The 21,406-nt window shown below is 68.8% G+C and carries 17 protein-coding genes; 6 read left to right on the top strand and 11 right to left on the bottom strand.

Features of this window, described 5'->3' with window-relative positions:
* Positions 1-94 precede the first annotated feature (94 nt).
* Positions 95-2,980 carry a TonB-dependent receptor gene (locus VNW53_RS06840; protein ID WP_325554482.1) on the top strand — a complete coding sequence of 962 codons (2,886 nt, stop codon included), beginning with the start codon at positions 95-97 and terminating at the stop codon, positions 2,978-2,980.
* Positions 2,981-3,149: 169 nt separating this feature from the next.
* Here the strand turns inward: VNW53_RS06840 and VNW53_RS06835 are convergent, their stop codons facing one another.
* From VNW53_RS06835 to VNW53_RS06825, 3 genes are read right to left on the bottom strand one after another with little or no spacing between them, the layout of a single operon-like run.
* Positions 3,150-3,569 (bottom strand): globin, encoded by a 420-nt coding sequence (locus VNW53_RS06835; protein WP_325554481.1) that lies wholly within the window; start codon positions 3,567-3,569, stop codon positions 3,150-3,152.
* A gap of 8 nt (positions 3,570-3,577) precedes the next feature.
* Positions 3,578-4,054: a glutathione peroxidase gene (locus tag VNW53_RS06830; protein ID WP_325554479.1), complete on the bottom strand. Its 477-nt coding sequence runs from the start codon at positions 4,052-4,054 to the stop codon at positions 3,578-3,580.
* Positions 4,055-4,101: 47 nt separating this feature from the next.
* Positions 4,102-5,019: a Gfo/Idh/MocA family oxidoreductase gene (locus tag VNW53_RS06825; protein ID WP_325554477.1), complete on the bottom strand. Its 918-nt coding sequence runs from the start codon at positions 5,017-5,019 to the stop codon at positions 4,102-4,104.
* A 131-nt stretch (positions 5,020-5,150) separates the two neighbouring features.
* On the opposite strand from VNW53_RS06825, the gene VNW53_RS06820 reads away from it, so the two are divergent.
* Positions 5,151-6,152: an NADP-dependent oxidoreductase gene (locus VNW53_RS06820; RefSeq protein WP_325554476.1), complete on the top strand. Its 1,002-nt coding sequence runs from the start codon at positions 5,151-5,153 to the stop codon at positions 6,150-6,152.
* Positions 6,153-6,249: 97 nt separating this feature from the next.
* A complete protein-coding gene (locus VNW53_RS06815) occupies positions 6,250-7,140 on the top strand; it encodes a cobalamin biosynthesis protein CbiG (RefSeq protein WP_325554475.1) in 891 nt (296 codons plus the stop codon).
* Here the strand turns inward: VNW53_RS06815 and VNW53_RS06810 are convergent.
* The 7 genes from VNW53_RS06810 to VNW53_RS06780 all read right to left on the bottom strand — a co-directional run bounded on the left by VNW53_RS06810 (position 7,137) and on the right by VNW53_RS06780 (position 17,548).
* Entirely contained in the window at positions 7,137-8,510 is a 1,374-nt protein-coding gene (locus tag VNW53_RS06810) for an MATE family efflux transporter (RefSeq protein WP_325554474.1), read from the bottom strand. The two genes, VNW53_RS06815 and VNW53_RS06810, sit on opposite strands and share 4 nt — an antisense overlap.
* A gap of 157 nt (positions 8,511-8,667) precedes the next feature.
* Positions 8,668-10,551: an ATP-binding protein gene (locus VNW53_RS06805; RefSeq protein WP_325554473.1), complete on the bottom strand. Its 1,884-nt coding sequence runs from the start codon at positions 10,549-10,551 to the stop codon at positions 8,668-8,670.
* 131 nt (positions 10,552-10,682) lie between these two features.
* The gene (locus VNW53_RS06800) at positions 10,683-12,413 is read right to left on the bottom strand and encodes a hypothetical protein (RefSeq protein WP_325554472.1); all 1,731 of its coding nucleotides are present in this window, start codon (positions 12,411-12,413) and stop codon (positions 10,683-10,685) included.
* 111 nt (positions 12,414-12,524) lie between these two features.
* A complete protein-coding gene (locus VNW53_RS06795; RefSeq protein WP_325554470.1) occupies positions 12,525-14,297 on the bottom strand; it encodes an ATP-binding protein in 1,773 nt (590 codons plus the stop codon).
* A gap of 67 nt (positions 14,298-14,364) precedes the next feature.
* Positions 14,365-14,490, bottom strand: a complete 126-nt coding sequence (locus VNW53_RS06790; protein WP_325554468.1) for a hypothetical protein — start codon at positions 14,488-14,490, stop codon at positions 14,365-14,367.
* An 11-nt stretch (positions 14,491-14,501) separates the two neighbouring features.
* A complete protein-coding gene (locus VNW53_RS06785; RefSeq protein ID WP_325554466.1) occupies positions 14,502-15,404 on the bottom strand; it encodes an NAD(P)-dependent oxidoreductase in 903 nt (300 codons plus the stop codon).
* 83 nt (positions 15,405-15,487) lie between these two features.
* Complete coding sequence (locus VNW53_RS06780; protein ID WP_325554465.1) at positions 15,488-17,548, bottom strand: hypothetical protein; 2,061 nt, start codon at positions 17,546-17,548, stop codon at positions 15,488-15,490.
* Positions 17,549-17,728: 180 nt separating this feature from the next.
* Between VNW53_RS06780 and VNW53_RS06775 the strand changes: the two genes are divergently transcribed.
* Positions 17,729-18,367 (top strand): TetR/AcrR family transcriptional regulator, encoded by a 639-nt coding sequence (locus VNW53_RS06775; protein WP_325554464.1) that lies wholly within the window; start codon positions 17,729-17,731, stop codon positions 18,365-18,367.
* 206 nt (positions 18,368-18,573) lie between these two features.
* Here the strand turns inward: VNW53_RS06775 and VNW53_RS06770 are convergent, their stop codons facing one another.
* A complete protein-coding gene (locus tag VNW53_RS06770; protein WP_325554462.1) occupies positions 18,574-19,398 on the bottom strand; it encodes an AraC family transcriptional regulator in 825 nt (274 codons plus the stop codon).
* Positions 19,399-19,753: 355 nt separating this feature from the next.
* Between VNW53_RS06770 and VNW53_RS06765 the strand changes: the two genes are divergently transcribed.
* Both VNW53_RS06765 and VNW53_RS06760 read left to right on the top strand, forming a co-directional pair.
* Positions 19,754-20,449 carry an alpha/beta hydrolase gene (locus tag VNW53_RS06765; protein WP_325554461.1) on the top strand — a complete coding sequence of 232 codons (696 nt, stop codon included), beginning with the start codon at positions 19,754-19,756 and terminating at the stop codon, positions 20,447-20,449.
* Between the two features lie 64 nt (positions 20,450-20,513).
* On the top strand, positions 20,514-21,347 hold the full coding sequence (locus VNW53_RS06760) for an enoyl-CoA hydratase/isomerase family protein (RefSeq protein WP_325554460.1): 834 nt from the start codon (positions 20,514-20,516) through the stop codon (positions 21,345-21,347).
* The last annotated feature ends 59 nt before the right edge of the window (positions 21,348-21,406 follow it).

Raw genomic sequence — 21,406 nt, 5'->3', positions numbered from 1 at the left:
AATCACATTGACGCCTCGCAGGCTGTGCTTCAGCCTCCCCCGCAAGCGCAGGTAATAGCGCTCCATAAACATAGGCTGCGGGGAGGCAGTTCAGATGCAGTGGAAACACGCCCTCATGGCGTCCAGCGCGATGCTGGCCGCCGCGCTCGGTTCAACGGCGCATGCACAGAACAAGCCGGCGACCTCGGCCGCAGCCGCCAACACCATCGAGGAACTGGTGGTGACGGCCGAAAAGCGGGCCCAGAGCCTGCAGGACGTGCCGGTCGCGGTGTCGGCCTTCACCTCAGCGCGGCGAGACCTCCTCGGGATCACCACGATCGCCGACATGACCAACTTCACGCCGGGCCTGGAATACAACGCCCAGAACGACCGCAACACGCTTCGCGGGATCGGGCGGAACACCAACGTCCACGCGGCGGAAGGCTCGGTGGCGCAGTATTCCGACGGAATCTACACCTCCTCGACGGTGGAGGCCGGCAAGACGCCGCTGTTCACCGACCGGGTCGAGGTGCTGCGGGGCCCGCAGGGCACCCTCTACGGCCGCAACTCCATCGGCGGGGCGATCAACATCATCTCCAAGCGCCCGACCGAGGACTTCTACGCCGAGGTCCGCGGCCAGGTGCAGAACTACGAGCACACCATCCTGGAAGCCGCCGCGTCCGGCCCGACGTCGATCCCCGGCGTGCAGTTCCGCCTCGGCGCCAACTGGGAGCGGCAGGCCCAGGGCTGGTACAAGAACACGGTCCCCGGCCAGCCGGACGAAGGCAACATTATCGAGACCGAGTACTACGAAGGGCAGCTCAAGTTTCACTTCAACGACAAGTTTGAAGGCTGGATGAAACTGGCCGGCGCCAACTGGGACAACGAAGGCGGCGGGCCGGGCTCGCGCAACACCTTCACCAAGGTCAGCTATCCGGCCGGCACGCTCACGCCCGGCCTGTCGCCGGTCGGCGGCGGCAACCCGACTTTCCCGACCTTCCTGGCCCCGACCGCGGGCCTGACGCCGACCTCGGGCTACGCCTGCCTGCCGACGGCGCAGACCGGGGTCACCAACATCGTGACGGCGGGCGGGCTGACGCTGGCGCAGGCCTGCGCCAACGCCAACCAGAACGATCCGCGGAAGTTCACCAGCGACGTGCCCTATCAGGTGAAGCTGAAGGCCACGACGATCTTCGCCTCGGAGTGGATCTATCACCTCACCGACACGATCGACGTGAAGTACATCGCGGGCGGCACGCACTACCACTACTACCTGAACGGCCCGACGCCGGTCGACCAGGCGCCGATCACCTCGTTCCAACTGCCGTTCGTCAGCGGCAACGCGGTGCTGCCGGGGGTGGCGGGAATCGTCGTGAACCCGCGCTACGCCTTCAACTACCAGGAGAAGGAAAACTGGTACTCGCACGAGATCAACGTCGCCTCGACCGGCGACAGCCCGTTCCAGTGGATCGGGGGCCTCTACTACTACCACGAGAACTACACTCAGCCGGTCTACACCTACCTGCCGGACATGGGCGCCCCGGTGACCCACGGGCCGTTCCTGACCAATGCGGTCTGCGCCTTCACCGGCGGCCAGTGCCCGCAACTGGCCGGCAACAACCGGATCTATGACGACCGGCCGCAGCTCGACATCAAGTCCGAGGCGGTGTTCGGCCAGATCGACTGGGCCTTCATGCCCCATTGGAAGACCACGATCGGCCTGCGCTACACCTACGACAAGAAGTTCGGGCAGGAGTCGATCCGGCTCCTGTGCTTCGACGTCCCGGCCTGCGCCGGCTCGCCGGAGAACTTCACCAACTTCATCATCGACCTGACGCAGTTGCCGACCGTGATCAGCGGCCTGGTCCCGGGCCAGCCCGGCGCGCCGGGCGTGACCCCGGGGGTGTCGTCGCTCACCACGATCGACCCGGCCACCGGCTTCGCGACCCGCCACTACGACAATCACTGGTCGGCCACCACCGGCACGGCGGGCGTGCAATGGGATCCGGATCCGGACACCATGGCCTACTTCCGCTACAGCCGCGGCTACAAGGCCGGCGCGTTCCGGATCGGGATCAACACGACCATCGGCCCGTCCCCGAACAGCAATCCGGAGCACATGAACGACTACGAGATCGGCCTGAAGAAGAACTTCGGCCGCACCTTCCAGGCGAACATCGCGCTCTTCTACGAGGACTATTCGAACGACCAGATCCCGATCAACGTGGCGGCGACGTCAGGGGGCCTGGCGCAATCGCAGTCGGTGTTCTTCAACGTCCCCAAGGCCGTCTCCAAGGGCGTCGAGATCGAGACCACCTGGCAGCCGATCGACCACCTGCAGATCCTGTTCAACTACTCCTACGACGACGCCCATGTGACCCAGGCGGTGGGCGTGGTTGACCCGGCCGACCCGGCCGCGCTCGACCCGTCGGCGCGCCCGGTCATCACCCAGGCGCAGTGCCTGGCGGCCGTCGGCACGGCCAACGCCTGCACGGCGGACGTCTTCACCACCGGCCTGCCCAACGGCGGGTTCCAGCGCGGTCAGAACCTCAGCGGGCAGGCCCTGCCCAACGCGCCCAAGAACAAGGTGTCGCTGAACGTCAACTACACCTGGGAGCTGGACAGGGGCTCGCTGACGCCTTCGATCAGCTACGTCTGGCGCGACAAGCAGTACGGTTCGATCTTCAACCGTCCCTGGTACCTGGCGCCCTCCTACGATCAGGTCGACCTTCGCCTGACCTGGAAGGCGACCGACAACCACTACAGCATCATCGCCTTCGCCCGGAACGTCGGGGACTCGATCGGCTACGAGGGCGGCGGCGGCATCAGCGGCATCGGCGCCGTGCGCAACGCCGGCTTCGTGCCTCTGCACACGCTCGGCCTGACCCCAGGGGCCGGACAGACCGCGTCCACCGCGATCCCTGTCCTGCAGGGCATCTCGACCGGCTACGCGCTCACCCCGCCACGGAGCTACGGGATCGAACTGCAGTACCGCTTCTAGAGCCCTTCCCACTCAGGTTGAATCAGCCTGAACGGACGAAAAGGGCCCAGATATAGGCGACGGCCCTGTTCTTTCCCCGGCTGACTTGATCCAAGTCAGCCGGGACGGGGTCTAAGGCTTCGACGCCCACAGGGCCAAGGCGCTCCGCCCCCACGGCGGGGCGCCTTTGTCATCTTGGGTCGCCGATTGGGAGCAGGCCGCGAACGACGGCGTCGAGCCGGGCCAGCAGTCCGGCCCAGGCGGCGTCGACCTCGGGCGTCCAGTCGGCCCCCAGAAGCTCCCGGCAGGTCTCCGCCAGCAGCGGGAAGAAGCGGCCGAAGACCTCGGGCGGCACGCCGACGCCCTCGTGGTTGACCCGCTCGGCGGCGATCAGGTTGGCGGCGTAGGCGCCGGCCCCGCCGATATCCAGGATGCATTCGAAGGCCACCGCCAGCATCTCGCCGCGCACCGCGCCGCTGGTGTCGCGCACGAACAGCGCCTCCATCTCCGGATAGGCGGCGAACAGGCGCCCATAGACCGCGGCGGCCGGGTCGCCGGCCCGCTCGGCCACGAGCTCCAGGCTCGCCGCGACGATGTCTTCAGGACGCAACGGCGATCCTAGAGGGCCTTCTCGATCGCCGCGGTGACCTCGGGCGCCTCCGGCTCGGTGCGCGGCCCGAAGGCCTGGATCGCCTCGCCGCCGCGGCCGATCAGGATCTTGTGGAAATTCCAGACCGGCACCGCCGGCTCGCCGAGCTCCGCCTCCGCCCATTTGTAGAACGGGTGCGCGCCGTCGCCCTTCACATCCGCCTTGGCCGTCAGCGGGAAGTCGACGTTGAAACGGGTCTCGCAGAAGGCCTTGATCTCCGCCTCGGTCCCCGGCTCCTGGCCGGCGAACTGGTTGCAGGGCACGCCCAGCACCACCAGGCCCTTGTCCTTGTAGTCGGAGTAGAGCTTCTCGAGCCCATCGTACTGGGGCGTGAGGCCGCAGGCCGAGGCGGTGTTCACCACCAGCACGACCCTGTCCTTGAAGCGGGTCAGCGGCAGGGGCGCGCCGTCGATGGTCTTGAACTCGTAGTCGTAGGCGCTGCTCATGGCGGGTCCTCCAGCAAAAAGGCCGCAGGACGCTAGCCCCGATCGCCCTACCCCGCGAGCCCCTGTTCGATGGCCAGCGCCAAGTCGAGCGCGCGGATCGCCTCCTCGGCCGTGACGATGGGCCGGGGCGCCTCGCCGCGGACGGCCATCAGGAACCCCTCGACGCTGGCCCCCAGCGGGTCCTTGCCGGCCGGGGTGTCGGCGTAGCCGGCGTCGAGCGCGAAGGGCGTGGTGTTGCGCAGGGTGCGAGCCACGAAGTCGATGTCCACCTCTCCGGAGGGATAGACGATCTTCATCGTGCGCTTGCGCGCCGGCGCCTGGCGCGAGACGTCGAAGAAGGCCGTGAAGCCGTCCTCGAAGCTGACCTCGGCGCGGGCGATGTCCCAGACGCCATCGTCGCTCAAGCTCCCCTCGCCTTCCGCCGTCACCGGGTCGGCGGCGGAGATGGCCAGGGCCAGGTCGATGTCGTGGACCATCAGGTCCAGGATCGCCGAGACGTCGCGGCTGCGGTCCGAGGGCGGGCCGTGGCGCAGGGCCTCGAGCCGCAGGGGCTGCTCGGGGATGTCCAGCAGGCCCATGGCGCGCGACTGCACCCGCTCCTGGTGGCCGCAGGCGACGATCAGGCCCTTGGCGGCGGCGGCCGCGCGGACCCTCTCGCCGTCGGCGACGCTCGTGGCGATGGGCTTCTCGATATAGACGTGCCGGCCGGCCGCCAGGGCGGCCAGCGCGTGCTCGGCATGGAAGGTGGCGGGCGAGGCCACGGTCACCACGTCGACGGCGTCGAGGAACTCGGCCAGGTCGGCGAAACCGCGCCCGCCCAGCGGCATGGCGACGGCCGCGGCCCGGTCCGGATGCACGTCGTAGACGCCAGAGAGCACGACGCCGGGAAGCCGCGCGTACTGGCCTGCGTGATAGCCGCCGAACACGCCCGCCCCGATCACGCCGCCCCGCAAGGATTCAGGCATTGGGGGACTCAGGCATGGGAAGCTCCGAAATGAGGCCCGCCGCCTATCAGGTCATGGCCCTCGACGCCACCCGGAGGCCCAGCTAAACATTTGTTTGAACGGGCCGGAAGGGTCCCAGGGAGCCGAACGCCATGACCAAAATCCGCGAGATCCGCCTGAAGAGCCGGCCGTCCGGCCTGCCGACGCACGACAACTTCGAACTGGCGACCATCGATCTGGGCGCGCCCGCCGCGGGCGAGATCCAGGTGCAGAACCTCTGGATGACGGTCGACCCCTATATGCGCGGCCGCATGAACGACGTGAAGAGCTACGCCCCGCCCTTCCAACTGGGCAAGGTGATGGACGGCGGCGCGATCGGCCAGGTCACGGCGTCCAACGACCCGGCGTTCAAGCCGGGCGACCTGGTGCAGTCGGGCTTCGGCTGGCGCGAGGGCTTCAATGCGCCGGCCGGCGCGGTCCAGAAGCTCAATCCGGGCGCCCTGCCGGTCCAGGCCTTCCTGGGCGCGGCGGGCATGCCGGGGCTGACCGCCTACGCCGGCCTGCTCAAGGTCGCGGGCCTGAAGGACGGCGACGTGGTGTTCGTGTCCGGCGCCGCGGGCGCGGTCGGCGCCATGGTCTGTCAGATCGCCAAGGCCAAGGGCCACACCGTGATCGGCTCGGCCGGCGGGGCCGACAAGGTCGCCTACCTGAAGTCCATCGGGGTCGATCAGGTGATCGACTACAAGGCCGCGAAGGACCTGAACGCGGCTTTGGCCGCCGCGGCGCCCAGCGGGATCGACGTCTATTTCGACAACGTCGGCGGCGCCCACCTGGAGGCCGCCCTGAACAACGCCAAACTGTTCGCCCGCTTCGCCATCTGCGGGATGATCTCGATCTACAACGCCACCAAGCCTGAGCCCGGCCCCTCGAACCTGGCCCAGTTGATCGGCCGCAACATCCGCATGGAGGGCTTCATCGTTTCCCATCATTTCGGGATGATGCCCCAGTACATCGCCGACCTTTCGAAATGGGTCGCCGAAGGCAAGGTCAGTTGGCAGGAGACGGTCTTCGAAGGGATCGAAAAGGCGCCCGACGCCTTCATCGGCCTCTTCAAGGGCGAGAACCTCGGCAAGATGCTGGTGAAGCTCGCGTAGATCCTTTCCCTCCCCGTCAAGGGAGGGAAAAGCGCCATTGGCCCGCCCTGAGCCAGGGGCTAGAACCGCTCATCCACCGAGCCCGGAGCCTGCCCCTGTGCCGCGCCTTTTCAGCGCCTATGTGATCGTCGACTGGAGCGCGGCCTCCAAGCCCAACACCGGGGCGGACTCCGTCTGGATCGGCGTGCTGAAACGCGACGTGCGGTTCCGCCTGACCTTCGAGAGCTTCAACACGCCCACCCGCGCCGAGGCGCAGACGCGGCTGAACGGCCTGCTCGACGACTTCAAGAAGCGTTCGGAGCGGGCGCTGGTGGGCTTCGACTTCCCGCTGGGCTTCCCGCGCGGCTTCGCCGAGGCGCTGAAGCTGCCGGGCGAGGCGCCCTGGCGCGCGGCCTGGGACCAGGTCGACAAGATGGTCAAGGACAAGCCCGACAACACCAACAACCGCTTCGGCGTGGCCTCCGAGATCAACCGGCGGCTGACCGGCGGGCCGTTCCCGTTCTGGGGCTGCCCGCCGCGCGACACGCTGACCACCCTGCAGCCCAAGAAGCAGCGGCCACACGGCCCCGGCGACCTGCCGGAGTTCCGCCACGCCGACCTGGTGGCCGACGCGGCCTCGATCTGGAAACTCTACTACAACGGCTCGGTGGGCGGTCAGGCGATCCTGGGCATCCCGGTGGTGAGGCGCCTGAGGCTGGCGAGGGCCGCCAGGGCCTGGCCGTTCGAGACCGGCTTCAAGAGCCTGACCGAGGCCGATCTGGCCGGCGTCGACCTGGTGCTGGCGGAGGTCTATCCGTCGCTGATCAAGGGCGCGGCCCTGCCGGGCGAGGTCAAGGACCTGACCCAGGTGCGCACCACGGCCGAGCATTTCGCCAGGCTCGACGAGGCCGGCAAGCTGGGCGAGGTCTTCGGGCCGCCCAAGGGGACGGCCGCCGACGTGGTGCTCGACGCCGAGCGCGAGGAAGGCTGGATCCTGGGGGCCGGCTAGCCCCGGCGGCTCAGCACCCAAAAGCGCGCCAGCAACAGGCCGGCCGAGACCACGCTGGCGATCACCACCGCCCAGGCGATGCCGATCAGGCCCATGTGGCGCGGGATCGCCAGCCACCAGGCCAGCGGCATCATGACCGCGATATAGCTCGTCAGGTGCGTGACGGTGGGCATCCAGACGTCGCCGCGGGCCCGCAGCGCCTGGGCGACCACCACCTGCAGAGAGTCCGGGAAGTACATCAGGCAGGAGATCACCAGCGCCGGCACGCCGATGGCGAGGGTCATCGGGTTCTCCGTATAGGCTCGCGAGATCAGGGCCGCGTTCGGCCAGACGACGAGCGAGATCACGAGCCCGAAGACGCCGGTCACCGCGAAGGCGACGAGCCCCGCGCGCACCACGCCGCGCGGCTCGCGGGCGCCATAGGCGCGGCCGACCCGCACCGCCGCCCCGGTCGCCAGGCCCAGCGGAACCATGAAGACGATGGAGGCGGCGTTGAGCACGATGGCCCAGGCGGCCACCGCCAGCCCGCCGATCCAGCCGGCGATGACGTTCATGCTGGCGAAGGCGGCGACCTCGAAGAAGTTGGAGGCGCCCGCGCCGAAGCCGATCCGCCGCTGCTCGGCCTCGGCGGCGCGGTCGCGCGGCGGCTTGTCGAAGACGCCGAGCGCGCGGGCCTCGGGCATCCGGGCGATGTAGACCAGCATGAAGATCGCCAGGAAGGTCCGTGCGCCGGTTGTCGCGCAGGCGCCGCCCACCGCGCCCAGCGCCGGCAGGCCGAAGGTCCCCGGCACCAGCAGCAGGTCGAAGCCCAGGTTGACCCCGTTGGCGATCCACATGGCCCAGGCGCCCGGCCCGGGCCGCGAGAGGCCCTCCAGCCAGAAGCTGGCGGTGACGCTCAAGGCATAGACCGGAAGCGAGAGGCAGAAGACCAGCAGGGCCCGGCTGGCCCCATCCGCCAGGCTCTTCTCAAGCCCGATAGCGTGCAGGAAGGCGGGTCCGCCCAGCGCCAGGGCGACCGCCGCGGCCACCCCGATCCACAGGCCGTAGCTGAGGCCCCGGCGCAGCACCGCGCCGGTCTCGTGGCGGCGTCCCTCGCCGATGGCGCGGGCGGTCATCACCTGCACGCCGGAGAGCAGGCCGATGGCCATGGTGACGACCACCGCCGTCGGCGCCCAGCCCAGCGCGTGGTAGCCGAGCTGCGTCGCCGAATAGCGGCCCACCACGATGGCGTCCGAGAGCCCCATGGCCTGGATGCCCAGGCGCGAGATCACCACCGGCCCGGAGAGCTTCAGCAGCTCGGCCAGTTCGGTGCGAACGGGAAGGACGCGCCCTCCCGTAACGGAGGACGCCTGGGCCGCGGGACGGTCCATGGGTCTGGCGCCTGGTTTTCAAAGAGGCGCGGAGACTGGCGCCGGCGTCAAAAATAGCAAGCCGAGCTTGGCCCTGGCCACGCCTGCTGCGGCGGCCGTGACGTGGAAGGCACATCCGGATCACCGCGTTCGACGGCGACGGGCGCGGCTTCGTCGGTCAGCGCGAGGCGTGGGCGAGCCGGCGGTCGGGGGCCAGGGTCTCGGATGGCGGGACCTGGTCGGCGGCCGGGGCGATCAGGGCCTGGATGGTGTTCAGCAGCACCGTAAGGTTGATCGGCTTGGCGACCACGGCGTCCATTCCGGCGCCCAGGTATTCCGACCGGTGGTGGTCCATGGCGTTGGCGGTCAGGGCGATGATCGGGGTCCGCGCGGCGCCGGCGTCGCGCTCCGCCTGCCGGATGGCCTGGGTCGCTGCGACGCCGTCCATGACCGGCATCTGGACGTCCATCAGGACGACGTCCCAGGCGCCCGGCCTCCACGCCGCGACCGCCTCTTCGCCGTTCGAGACCACGACCGGGCAGATGTCGGCGGCCTCGAGCAGGGTCCGCAGCACGACCTGGTTCATCGGATTGTCCTCGGCCGCGAGCACCCGCAGGCCATCGACGGCGATTATCGGGGCTTGCGCCTCGGCGGCCGCGGCCGGCTGCGCGACGGCCCGCGCCGGCAGGGTGACGATGAACCGGCTGCCCACGCCCTCGGTGCTGACGAGGTCGATCGTCCCGCCCATCAGGGCGACGAGGTCGCGGCAGATGGTGAGGCCAAGGCCCGATCCGCCGTACCGGCGGGTGGTCGAGGCGTCGGCCTGCACGAAGGGCTCGAAGACCTGGTCGAGCCGGGAGGCCGAGATGCCCATGCCGGTATCCTCGACGGCGAGGACCAGGCCCGCGCCGTCGTGGGAGATGGTGACCGAGATGGTCCCGCGATCGGTGAACTTCACGGCGTTGGAGATCAGGTTGTGCAGCACCTGGCGCACCCGCGTGGGGTCCCCGGACCAGCCGCCCGCGGCCTCGGGCGCCACGGCCACGGAGAGGACCACGTCCTTGTCCTGGAGGAGCGGCGTGAAGGCTTCGACGCCGGCGGCCAGCGCCTCGGTGTCGATGACCCCGTCTTCCAGTTCGATCTTGCCGGCGTCGGCCTTGGAGAGGTCGAGGAGGTCGTTCAGCAGGCTCAGCAGCGACTCGCCGGCGGTGCTGATCATCCGCAGGTGGCCCCTCTGGGGCTCGGAAAGCTCGCCGCGGTGCATGGCCTGGGCCATGCCCAGCACACTGTTCAGCGGCGTGCGGATCTCATGGCTCATGGTGGCGAGGAATTCGCTCTTCGCGCGGTTCGCCGCTTCCGCCCGCCCCAGCGCTTCAGACAGCCGCGCCTCGGCGATCTCCGAGCGCTTCAGGGCCGCCCGCATCTCGGCCATGGCCTGCAGGCGCTCCGCCTGCGACTGGTTCCATTCCGACACGACCCGGCTGGTGCCCGACCCGATCAGCCAGAGCGCGAAGGCCAGGACCAGGGTCTCGCAGAGCACTCCGGCGCCTTGGCCCACGCCCAGGGTCGCGACGACGCAAAGCGGCAGGGCGGCCACGGGCACGGCGACCATGGTCAGGAACACGCGCCGCGAATGGCGGGCCGTGGACACGGCCAGGGCCGTGAGCCCGACCGCCTGGACCGCCACGTAGGCCAGGCCGACGGCGCTGTGGTTGAGGACGGTGAACCCCGTGGGGATCGCGTACCAGAGGGCGCCCTTGGCGAAGACCAGCCAGCTCAACCACGTCATTCCTCGGTCGGACCGGACCCCGGCGGCCCTGGCCGCCAGGCGCGGATAGATCTGCTGCAGCACCCAGTCCAAGGCGCAGAGGCCCAGCGTCCAGGCCAGGCCAAGGAGCGCCCCGCCGACCAGGGCGAAAGCCAGGCCGATGGCGATGTCGAACGCGGCCTGCCGGCCCCAGGAGTAGGTGAGCGCGGCCAGGGTGAGCTGATAGGGCGTGACCTCGCCCTCGACCACCGCGTCGGCGGCCCTCTCCGTGGGACGCCTGGAATTCGCTCGCATCGCGCCAATGCCCTTCGCACCCGAGATCGGGGATCTTCGACTGTTGGCGGGTGCGCCTTAAGCCGCGGCGAACAAGCCCGCCGGTGCGTCAGCGTGACGCGGAGCGCTCAGGCAGGCGAAGGGCGATCCGGCTAGTACCGCCAGCTCGTCAGGTCGGCGCCCTGCGGCGCGGTATCTGCGATGCGCTTCAGGATCTTGGGCAGGTACATGGTGTTGTAGTGCAGGCGGGAATAGGCGTTGGGCGCCTTGGGGTCGCCGTTCCAGCAGTGCTCGGCCCGGTCGCCATAGGCCACCTCGCCACCCCAGGCCGGATCCTTCAGGCTCTCCAATGTCTCCTGGGCGAAGTAGACCGCGTCGGTCAGGAAATAGGTGTCGGCCGAGCCCACGTAGATGTGCAGCTTGCCGGCGAGCTTCGGCCCCAGCGTCGCCCAGTCGCGCTGGACGATGTGGGTCAGGTCGAAGTGCTCCTTCCAGTAGGCGGCGACCTGAGGGTCGATGACGCCGGTGAGCTTGTCGAAGATCGGCTTGGGATAGCCGTCCGGCGCTTGCGGCCCGAACACTGCCTGCCAGATGTCGTACTGCTCGCCGGAGCGGGATTTGTCGCCCAGCACGGCCTCCATGCGGTTCTGCTCGCGCTGGGTGGAGAAGGTCTGGCCGAGGTAGTCGCGTTGCGCCGGCCGCTCGATCCGGTTGGCCACGCCCTGCTGATAGAAGGCGTTCCTGTCCTTGTAGAGGTTGATCGTCGTATAGGCGCGGAAGTCGATGGGGTCGGGACAGGCGATGAAAGCCCCGTTGTACATGTCCGGATAGAAGACCTGGGTGGCCATGGCCTCCCAGCCGCCGGTCGAGCCGCCGTAGGTGAACCGCGCCCAGCCCTGCCCGATCCCGCGGAACTGCTTCTCGATGGCCGGGATCAGCTCCTTGTTGATGGCGTCGCCGTAGGGCCCGAGGTTGGCCGAATTCACCGCATAGCTGTCGTCGTAATAGGGGTTGGCGTGCTCGATCTCGATGACCAGGAAGCGCGGGAAATCCTTGGCGATCCAGCGCTGGTAGAAGGCGTAGGCCTCCTGTTGCTGGATGCGGTTGTAGCCGGCCAGGTGGAAGCGCTCGGAATAGTCGGGCTTCAGGTTCGGGTCGGGCGGCGTGGTGCGGAAGCCCGAGATGTCGTCCGGATAGTGGCCGTGGAAGACCATCAGCGGGAAGCGCGCTTCCGGGTGCTGGGCGAACCCGGCCGGCAGCAGGACGTGGGCGCCCAGGTAGACGTCGCGGCCCCAGTATTTCGAGAGCAGCTCGCTCCTGATCCGCACGTGCTGGATGAACTCGGTGTCGGGCTTGCGGGGGATAGGCGCGATGGTCTGGTCGAGGCTGAGCGCCACGACCGGGCCGCCGCGGCGCACGTGCACCAGCAGCGGCTTGGAATAGAGGTTGCCGGGCTTCAGGTTCCAGTGCTGGCCCTCGCCCATGTCCGGCGGCAGCTTCACCACCGAGCCGTCGGCGCGATGGAAGGTCTCGTAGCGGTTCAGCACCGCCTGGACGGTATAATCGCCGTCCGGCAGGGCGGCGAGCCGCTCGGCGGGCCAGCCGATGGCCTGGGGGCTGATCGCCACGGCGGCGCCGGGCGCCATCGCCTCGACGGTCTGGCCGAACATGAAGGGACTGCGCAGCGTCCCCTCGAGGTCGACCTGCAGGCGCGGTTCCGGCGTGGCCTTGGGGCTGACGACCAGGACGATGCGGCCGTCCAGCGGCTTGGCGCTGGCGGCCTTCGGGAAGGCCACCTTGAAGCTCGTGGCGCCGGCCGGGGCCGCGCCGATGAGCGCCAGGGCCGCGCCGACGATCCCGGCAACCCGCTTGAAGTTCCGCATGCTGATCTCCCCCGCGCCGCCATGGTGGCGGCTTGAACCTGCGCCTGCAAGGCGAGGAGGGCGCGAAGCGCGACAATAACCCGCGGCCCTGGCAGGCCGATCAGGACAAGATCACCGCCGCCCAACCCGCCTGAGTTCGCCGTGGGCGCCGAGGCCTTCGTCCGGCCTCGGTTCGACCCAGGCCGCCACGACGCTCAACAGCTCGGGGATGTTGATCGGCTTGCCGATGTGGCCGTTCATCCCGGCCTTGGCGCTTTCGGCGAGGTGCTCGGGCAGCACGTTGGCGCTGAGCGCGACGATCGGCGTGCGGCTGTTGGGCGAGGCGCCCCTGCGGATCGCGCGGGCGGCGGTGAAGCCGTCCATTCCCGGCATCTGCAGGTCCATCAGGATGAGGTCGAAGGCCGCCTGCCGGGCCGCATCGACAGCTTCGGCGCCGCCCGCGGCCTCCACGACCGAATGGCCGGTCGCCTCGAGGATGGTGCGCACGAGCTCGCGATTCTGATCGAGATCGTCGACGACGAGAATCCGCGACGCGCGCACGACCTCGCCTGAGCGGACCGCCGCCGCAGCCTGCTCCAGCTCACGCAGCTCGGCCTGCGGGGCCGCGATCCAGAACTCGAACCGGGAGCCGGCGCCGACCACGGAGGCGACGTCGATCCGGCCGCCCATCAATTCAACAAGCGCCTTGCAGATCGATAAGCCGAGCCCGGTTCCGCCGTGGTCGCGGCTCACCGAGTTGTCGGCCTGCGAGAAGCGGTGGAACAGGCGTCCCAGCTTGTCCGCAGGCACGCCGCACCCCGTATCCCAGACGGTCACGCGCAGGCGGTCTTCCGCCGCATCGTGCGCCACGACGATCCCGACCGATCCCTGGGCGGTGAATTTTATGGCGTTGCCCAGAAGGTTGAGCAGGACCTGGCGCAGGCGCGTGCTGTCGGCGTCGAGCACCGGCGGGATGTCGCGGTCGATCTCCAGGCGCGTGGCCAGGCCCTTGGCGGCGGCCTGGGCCGCGACCAGGGCGAGCGTGTCCTCGAAGAACGGCCCCACCTGGAACGGCCGGGGATCGAGCTCCACCTGACCGGCCTCCAGCTTCGAGAAGTCGAGGATTTCGTTGACCACCGACAGCAAGGTCTGGCCGCTGGAGGATATCCGGGCCGCGTAGGTGACCGCTGTCGGCGGCAGGTCGGGCAGGCGGTTCAGGAGATCCGAAAACCCGATGATCCCGGTCAGGGGGGTGCGGATTTCGTGGCTCATGTTGGCGAGGAAGTCCGACTTGGCCTCCGCCGCCGCCTGCGCCTGCACGACCGCCGCGTCGAGCCGGCCCCGCTTGGCGGCCAGGTCCTTCTGGACGGTCCGCAGCAATCCGGCGACGGCCAGGGGGCTGGCGACCAGGGTGATCACCATCAGCGGCTGCTGGCCGGCGAGCAGGCTCATGGCCGCGCCCCACTGCACGACCGCGACGCAGAGGATCGGGGGGATCAGGTTCGCCGCCAACCGGCGGGGGTGGTCGTAGTCCTTGGCCACGATTTGAAACAGGACCAGGCCCATCAGCGACACGCCGAACGTCTGGGCCGCCCCGGTGTGAAGGGCGACGAGATAGAAGGCCGCGAGCGAATAGCCCGCGTTGCGGAGCCACGCGAAGACCGCATCGCCGCGCGTCTTTGCGCCTCTGGCCGGCCGCCACGGCCGCTCCGCGATCGCCACGGCGAGCATCGCCAGCAGCCACCCCAGCGCAAGCCGCCAGCCCGACACGGGAAATACGGCGATAGCGGTCAACAGCGGCAGGCACAGGCCGGACCCGCGCCGAAGCATCGCCGCGGTGTCGCCGCGCCACGGCGAGGGAACGGATGACTCTCGCTCGTCGCCGTCGCCGCCGCCCGACCGCATTCTACGCCACCTCACCTTACGCGCGGCGACTGTAGGGCCCGAGTGTTGAAGAACCCTTCCCCGTTCCTCAGCCCGCAGGCTGCGCCGCCCCGCGCGGCAGCACCTCGTTGACCATGCCCCAGTCCAGGGCGGTCGCGGCGTCGACGCGATGGCCCGTGAGCAGGGCATAGGCCGCCCGCTTCACGCCCAGCAACGTTGTCTCCCTCAGGGCGTCCGCCAGGGCGCGCGATCGATGTCGGTGAAACAGCTCCAGTCCCTGTTCTGCCAGCCACGCGCGATCGCGGCGTCCAGCTTGGCGCGCAGCGCCTCCGCGCTCGACAGCCGCAGGTCCACAGCCTGGGCGGCGTCGATCATCAACTGGACATCCTTCAAACCGCCCGCCGCCGTGAAGCCGACGTCGTCGAAGTCGCGCTCGCCGATCTTGGTGATGTACTCCCGCGTCCCAGGATTGCCGAAGAAGCCGGACAGCATCTGCGGGACGAGGTCCGGCGGCAGGCCGGACTTCTCGGCCCAGGCCAGCGACTGGCCGATGAGGTCCATGCCCGAGGCGCCGAGGAAGTTGGCGATCAGCTTGGCCACGGCGGCCTGGCCCTGGCGTTCGCCGACAACGGCGATCATGGGCGCGTAGGCGCTGATCACCGCCCGCACGGCCTCGATCGCATCGGAATCGCCGGCGACGAAGGTCACGAGCCGTGCGGCCTCGGCGGCCGGCACGCGCCCCACCACGGGGCCGGCGATGTAGCGGCCTCCCGCCGCGGCGTGCAGCGCCCCGAGTTCGTCCGAGAGGCCCGGGGAGACCGTGCTCGCGCCGATGTGGATCGCGCCGGGGCGCAGGCCGCTGAGGACGCCATCCGGCCCGGACACCACGGCCCGCAGCGATGCGTCGTCAGCCAGGCTGGAGATCACGATGTCCGCGGCCTGGGCGGCGGCCGCCGGGGATTGGGCGAGGGTCGCGCCCGCCGCGCGCAGCGACTCCGCCTTTCCGGCCGACCGGTTCCAAACCACCAGCGGATAGCCCGCGCGCCGGAGGTTCGTGGCCATGGCGACGCCCATCTTGCCCAGCCCGAGGAAGGCCACGGGCGGCTTGTCGGGCGGAGGCGTCGTCATTGGAGGCGTCGCTGCCGCAACGCCGGCCGTGAGAGCGGGAGGACGGGAAACGTGGCGCGTCTCATGGGGCCCTCCCCTCCACCCTAGCGCCCTCCGGCCGTCGGGGTCGCTGCTGGCGCGGGCTGGACGGGCGCAGCGGAAGACGCCGCCGCCCTGCCGCCACCGCGCTTCGGCAGCAGCTTCATGGCCGCCGCGAGCTCCTTGGCGTCGATGGAGCCGTCGTGGTCCGTGTCGATCAGGGCGAAGTACTTCTTCAGCATCGTGCCCGGGCTCTGCGGGCCGCCCTTCAGCTCCGAATACTCGAGCTTGCCGTCCATGTTGTCGTCCATGACGTCGAGCATGAGGTTGGCCTGCATCAGCTTGTCGTAGTCGTCCCGCGGGGCCTTCGCGGTCTCGCCGGCCCAATGGTAGTGGATGTAGACCGCCAGCATCTCCTCGAAGGACTGCTCGCCCCAGTAGACCGTCTTGGTCGGATCGGGATTGCCGGGGTTGCGGGTCGAGTTGTCGTAGACCCAGCGGGTGATGATCTTCGAGCCGGCCGGCACGTTGAGCGGCTTGGCCAGCACATAGTCCCACTGCCAGTTGAAATCGTACCGCGGCATGGCCAGCAGCATCTCTTCCTTGCCGTCCGGATAGCGGATCGAGACGTTGGCCGCGACGCCGCGCTTATGGGAATGCGGGGTGAAGGCGTAGACCACCGCGTCCTTCGGGAACTCGATGTAGGCGACCTCCTTGTGGTCCGCCTCGCCGGCCGGGATCTCGATGGAGAAGTCGAAGATGCCGAAGGTGCGCCGCGGATATTTCGGCTCCTCGCCCTTGGGATAGAAGTAGAGCCCGAGCTTGGTGTTCTCGACCGTCGCCTTGCCATAGGTCGTGTAGTGGGCCTGGAACGCCAGGCCGCTGCCGGACGGAATCCACAGGCCGCTGTCCTGCGCCATCTTCTGGTAGCCCACGCCCGGGACATAGCCCTGCAGCAGGGTCGTGAACGGAGAGCCGGCGACCGTCTCACCCGCCGGCGTGTCGCTGGGCGCCACGCCCGACAGGATATGGTGCACCGCCTGGCGGTCGTTGACCACGAAGGCCGAGGCCTTCAGCCAGCGGCCCTCGGTCATGACATTCTTCACCGACGGATATTGATAGTCGATGACCCCGCTGGCGGGGACCTTCATGGTCGGAATCTCGACGATCTTGTCGGGCTTGCCGAGCGGCCATTCAGGGGCCTTGAAGTCGATCTTCTTGAGCGGGTCCTCGCCGCTCCCGCGCGGTGCGCCGGCGTCGATCCAGTGGACGAGGGTCTTCATCTGCTGCGGCGACAGGCGCCCGTCGTCCTTCCACTGGCCCACCGTCTCGTCGGGCTCGAAAGGCGGCATGCGGTGGGTGCGGATGACCTCGCGGATCATCGGCGAGAAGCCCTTGACCTGCTCGTAGCTGGTGAGCGGCATCGGGCCGATCCCGCCCGGCTGGTGGCAGGTCACGCACTTGGCCTCGACCATCGGGGCGATGGTCTTGGCGTAGGAGATCTGCGCGAAGGTCGCAGCCTTGGCCCGCTCCGGGAAGGCGATCAGCTCGCCCCTGGCCTCGACCGACGTCAGGGCGACCTTCTGGCCGGCGACCAGGGCGTCGATGGCAGGCTTGGCGCCATCCACGGGACCGCGATAAGCGATGGTCCAGCCCCGCGGATCGATCACGATCACTTCGGCAGCGCGGGTCACGCCCAGTTCCTCGCCCACCAGTTGCTCGTAGTCGAACAGGATCGGCATATCCGCGAGCCCCGCGGCCTTGGCGTCGGCGATCACCGGATCGCGGCGGTCGCCCAGGCGGCTGTCGACCGCCATCATCTCGACGCCCTTGCCGGCGTAGGCGGCCCTGAGCGCCATCAGCGCCTGGGCGTCGGCGTGCAGTTGCTTGTCGCCGGAGGCGTAGGTGACCAGGACCACGGCCTTGTCCTGCCTCATCCAGTAGAGTTGGCGGCCGAACAGGTTCTGGTCGGCCAGCAGGAAGTCGTCGACCCGCGCCGGCCCGCCGGCTTTCGGCGCCTCGGCCCTGGCGCTCGAGACGCCGTGCGGAGACGCCATAAGGGCGATGGCGCTGGCCGCCGTCGCCAGCAAGCCCAGCCCAGCAATCGCCTTCTGTGAAGTCCTCATGGCGCCTCTCCCTCGCCCTCTTGCAGGGCCGTCGCTCGTCGGTGTCCTCCAGCTCCGCGCAACTTACTGGCTGGACAGCCAACAATAACGCATTTTGTGGGGACTGGCGCAAGGATGCTGGCGCGCGCCCCTCGGACGGGGTTTGGCGGGCAGGAGCGCGGAGGGTAGCTTTCCACTCTGATGGAAGACACAGCGCAGAAAACGAATCGGCGGCGGACACAGGCGGAGCGACGCGACGAGTCCGAGCGGGGACTGGTGAGGGCCGCGGTCGCCTTGGTCTCTGAGGAGGGCGTGAGCGCGAGCACCTTCGAGGCGATCGCGCGCCGCAGCGGCTACAGCCGCGGACTGGTCGGGCAACGGTTCGGCTCGAAGCTGGGCCTGATCGAGGCGGTCATCGCCTACCTGCATGACGGCCGGGAGAGCTTCGCCGACGGCGGAAAGCTCGACGGGCTGCCCGGCCTGGAGGCGCTCCTCACCTATGCCAACCACTACGTCCAGAGGCTCTCGCACCTGGGCGAGGTCCAGGCCTATTTCCGCCTGCTGGCCTGGGCGGTGGCGGACATCTCGACCTTCCGGACGGTGTTCGCCGCCGAGCACGACCGCATCGGCGCGCGTTTCGAAGGCTGGATCCGTCAGGGTCAGGCGGAGGGTCAGATCAGACCGGACTTGGACGCGACCGCAGCCGCCCTGATGGTCGGCAGCCAATTGCTGGGGCTCTCCATCCAGGTGCTGATCGACCCGGCGATGGACCTCAACCCGATCCGCGCCACGTACCTGGCGACGCTGCGCCACGCATTCTCGGCGAGCGGCGGCGAGTGACAGCAACGGCGGCGGCGGCTCTACGGGCGTAGTCCCTCCCCAGCCCAAGGCGGAAAGCGGGGATACGCGCGGCTTCCGGCGCGGCTCTAACGGCGCGTGTTCAGCGAACTCATGCGTGTCCCCACTCGCGGCGTTGGTTCGCTTCCGAAAAGCGGACCTTCGGCTCGCGACCGCGCACGGCGTGAGCGTTCCTCGAATCTACAATGTCAGCGCCTTGACCCCATGGCGCGCCGCCACCGGGCCGGGCTGTCACCCACGATCCGTCGAAATGCGCGCGTGAACGTGGTCTGGTCCGCAAAGCCGGAGCCGATGGCGACGTCAGCTATGGAGAAGCCGCTGGTCTGCAGCAGCGCCTTCGCGCATTCGATCTTCCGTTCGAGCAGCCAACGATAGGGCGACACCCCGAAGCTGCTGCGGAACGCGCGCGTGAAGTGGCTGACCGAAAGCCCGCACTCGCGCGCCATGTCCGCCAGGCGAATGTTCCCCTCGAGACTCTCCCGGATCATCTCGGCGACGCGCCTGGCTTGCCAGGGCGCCAGCCCACCCCTCGTCGCCCTCTCCGACGCCGGGAGCCCCCCGTAGGTTCTGAGCACATGCGCACCCAGGATCAGGCTGAACTGGTCGAGCGCAAGGGAGCCTGTCCAGTCGCGCGAGCCGATGAACGGGAGGACATATTGGGTGAGTTGGGCCAGCACGATGTCGTGCTCGCAGATCGCGAACTTGTATGAGCCCGCCGGTTCGACGCCGTGGTCCCTCGCGATCTCGTCCAATCCCGCTTTCGGCACATGGTAGTGCACATAGTCGAACCCCGCGCCGACCCAGCAGACCGGGTCGGATTCGAGGTCCATGACGCTGGTTCGCAGTGACGCGATGTACGGAACGTCGATCGCTTTTCCGTCGATCCAGAGATCATAGGTGCGCGTCGGGACCGGCAGGAGGGAGACCGAGATGTGCAATGCGGCTTCGCTCGGCACTCGCGTCGTGCGGTCCGGAATGCCGGTGTCGGACCGCAGGCGTGTGATCCCGAACACGCTCGGCCCCGCCCATGCCGTGGAGACCTGTTCGCTCTCCTTCAGGTGAAAGTGAGCGGCCAGATTGCTTCCGAACGCCTCCGTCGCGTCTAGGCGCGTCTGTCGGAAGGGGTCAGGTCCATTGTTCATGGCGCGAACCTGAGCGGCGAGACAAAATCAGTAGGAAAGGGTCGTCGCCTTGTCCAGCCGCTCTCCACAGCTCCGCTTGTAAGTATCCGGCCAGGGAGCCGAACGCGGCGCCAGCAGCGGAAATTAAATAAATTGATCCGTCCGGCCAAGAACGGTCGAGTCTGCCAAGAACACCCGCGCGCGCCTGTGGGACGTTTGCTGCTCCATTGAATGAAGGAGGCGCGCCATGACAGCCAAGCCGAGCATCGTCTTCGCCCACGGGCTCTGGGCCGATGGCTCATGTTTCCAGAAGCTGATCCCGGCGTTGCAGGCCGAGGGGCATCAGGTGATCTGCTCCCAGCACGGCCTGGACTCCCTGGAGGGCGACGTCGAGTGCGTCACCCGTTGCTTCGGGCGCGTCAGCGGCCCCGTGGTCCTGGTCGGCCACTCCTACGGCGGGACCTTGATCACGCATGCGGGGACGGACCCCCGGGTTGCCGCGCTGGTCTACATCGCGGCCCTCGCGCCCGACGAGACGGAGACCTCGCAAAGCCAGCAGGAGAAGTTCCCCGTCACCCCCGTCTTCTCCCACATCGAGGTCGTCGACGGCCGGATCTGGCTGCGTCCGGAGGGCGTGCCAGACTTCTGCGGGGATTTGCCCGAGGCGGAGCAGAAGCTCGTCTGGGCCACCCAGGCCGTGCCGGTCCCCGATCTGTTCACCCAGAAACTGGACGGCGTCGCCTGGCGCACAAAGCCGAGCTGGTATGTCGTGGCGAAGCAGGACTGCACCGTTAACCCGGAGCTGGAACGGTTCGCGGCCAAGCGCATGGGCGCCCGGACGGTGGAGGTCGACGCCAGTCACGTCCCCATGCTCTCCAAGCCCGATGTGGTCCTGGGCGTGATCCGCGACGCCGCGAACGCGCTCGCCCCGGTCTCGGCCTGAGACGCCCCTGGGTCTCCGGCCAGGACGCCGCCGCGTTCCGCCACTGACCTAGGAGCATTGAACCATGGTCAATGCCGCACCTCCCCTGCGCGTCGTCGAGGAGTCCCCCGGTTACTGGAGGGTGGTGTTCGAAAACCCGCCCTTCAACATCGTGGACGGGGCGCTGTTCGGCGGCCTCCAGGACCTGCTGGCTCGTTTCGACGCGAGTGAGTCCCTGCGGGTCGTGGTGTTCGAAAGCGCCTACCCGGAGTTCTACCTGGCTCACTTCGATCTGAGCGGGAACCTCGGGAACACGCTCACCGGCGTGGGACCTTCCGGCCTTCCGGTCCTGATGGACACCTTCGTCCGCCTCAGCAAGTCGCCTGTCGTCAGCATTGCGAGGATCCGAGGGTGCGTCAGGGGCGTGAGCAGCGAGTTCGTCCTCGCGTGCGACATGCGGTTTGCATCCCGTGAGAACACCTCGCTAGGCCAACCGGAAGTCGGGGTCGGCCTGCATCCAGGCGGGGGCGGCGCTGAACGTCTTCCGCGGCTCGTCGGTCGCGGCCGCGCGCTCGAGATCATACTCGGCGCCGACGATTTCGACGGCGAGACCGCGGAACGGTATGGCTATGTCAACCGGTGCCTTCCGGACGCCGAACTCGACGGCTTCGTCGACGCGCTCGCGCGGCGGATCGCCTCCTTCGATCGTCGCGCGCTCAGCGCAGCCAAGGCTTTGGTCAACCAGGTCTCGCTGCCGACCGCCGACCAGCTCCTCGGGGCGCTCATCTCCTTTGAGAGCGCCCTGACGTGGCCTGAAGCTCAGCGGCGAATCAAGGCGGTGATGGAACGGGGACTCCAACGCGACACCGACTTCGAGATGCGCTGGCCCGCGCTGCTCGACAGGCTGCTGGAGGCCTAGCTAGACACCGGCCTGCAGTTTGCTCGGTGCTCCCGAAAGACACCTGGGCCCCCGCTTGC

This window comes from Phenylobacterium sp. (assembly GCF_035569475.1).
Taxonomy (GTDB): Bacteria; Pseudomonadota; Alphaproteobacteria; order Caulobacterales; family Caulobacteraceae; genus Phenylobacterium.
The sequence above is the reverse complement of the archived record's forward strand: the minus strand, read 5'-3'. Positions and strand labels throughout refer to the sequence as shown.

What these genes read in the sequence shown, in the direction of transcription:
- VNW53_RS06840 (WP_325554482.1), top strand. Translation starts at nt 95, where the DNA reads ATGCAGTGGAAACACGCCCTCATGGCGTCCAGCGCGATGCTGGCCGCC.
- VNW53_RS06830 (WP_325554479.1), bottom strand. Translation starts at nt 4,054, where the DNA reads ATGAGCAGCGCCTACGACTACGAGTTCAAGACCATCGACGGCGCGCCC.
- VNW53_RS06825 (WP_325554477.1), bottom strand. Translation starts at nt 5,019, where the DNA reads ATGCCTGAATCCTTGCGGGGCGGCGTGATCGGGGCGGGCGTGTTCGGC.
- VNW53_RS06820 (WP_325554476.1), top strand. Translation starts at nt 5,151, where the DNA reads ATGACCAAAATCCGCGAGATCCGCCTGAAGAGCCGGCCGTCCGGCCTG.
- VNW53_RS06810 (WP_325554474.1), bottom strand. Translation starts at nt 8,510, where the DNA reads ATGGACCGTCCCGCGGCCCAGGCGTCCTCCGTTACGGGAGGGCGCGTC.
- VNW53_RS06805 (WP_325554473.1), bottom strand. Translation starts at nt 10,551, where the DNA reads ATGCGAGCGAATTCCAGGCGTCCCACGGAGAGGGCCGCCGACGCGGTG.
- VNW53_RS06800 (WP_325554472.1), bottom strand. Translation starts at nt 12,413, where the DNA reads ATGCGGAACTTCAAGCGGGTTGCCGGGATCGTCGGCGCGGCCCTGGCG.
- VNW53_RS06795 (WP_325554470.1), bottom strand. Translation starts at nt 14,297, where the DNA reads ATGCGGTCGGGCGGCGGCGACGGCGACGAGCGAGAGTCATCCGTTCCC.
- VNW53_RS06785 (WP_325554466.1), bottom strand. Translation starts at nt 15,404, where the DNA reads ATGACGACGCCTCCGCCCGACAAGCCGCCCGTGGCCTTCCTCGGGCTG.
- VNW53_RS06780 (WP_325554465.1), bottom strand. Translation starts at nt 17,548, where the DNA reads ATGAGGACTTCACAGAAGGCGATTGCTGGGCTGGGCTTGCTGGCGACG.
- VNW53_RS06775 (WP_325554464.1), top strand. Translation starts at nt 17,729, where the DNA reads ATGGAAGACACAGCGCAGAAAACGAATCGGCGGCGGACACAGGCGGAG.
- VNW53_RS06765 (WP_325554461.1), top strand. Translation starts at nt 19,754, where the DNA reads ATGACAGCCAAGCCGAGCATCGTCTTCGCCCACGGGCTCTGGGCCGAT.
- VNW53_RS06760 (WP_325554460.1), top strand. Translation starts at nt 20,514, where the DNA reads ATGGTCAATGCCGCACCTCCCCTGCGCGTCGTCGAGGAGTCCCCCGGT.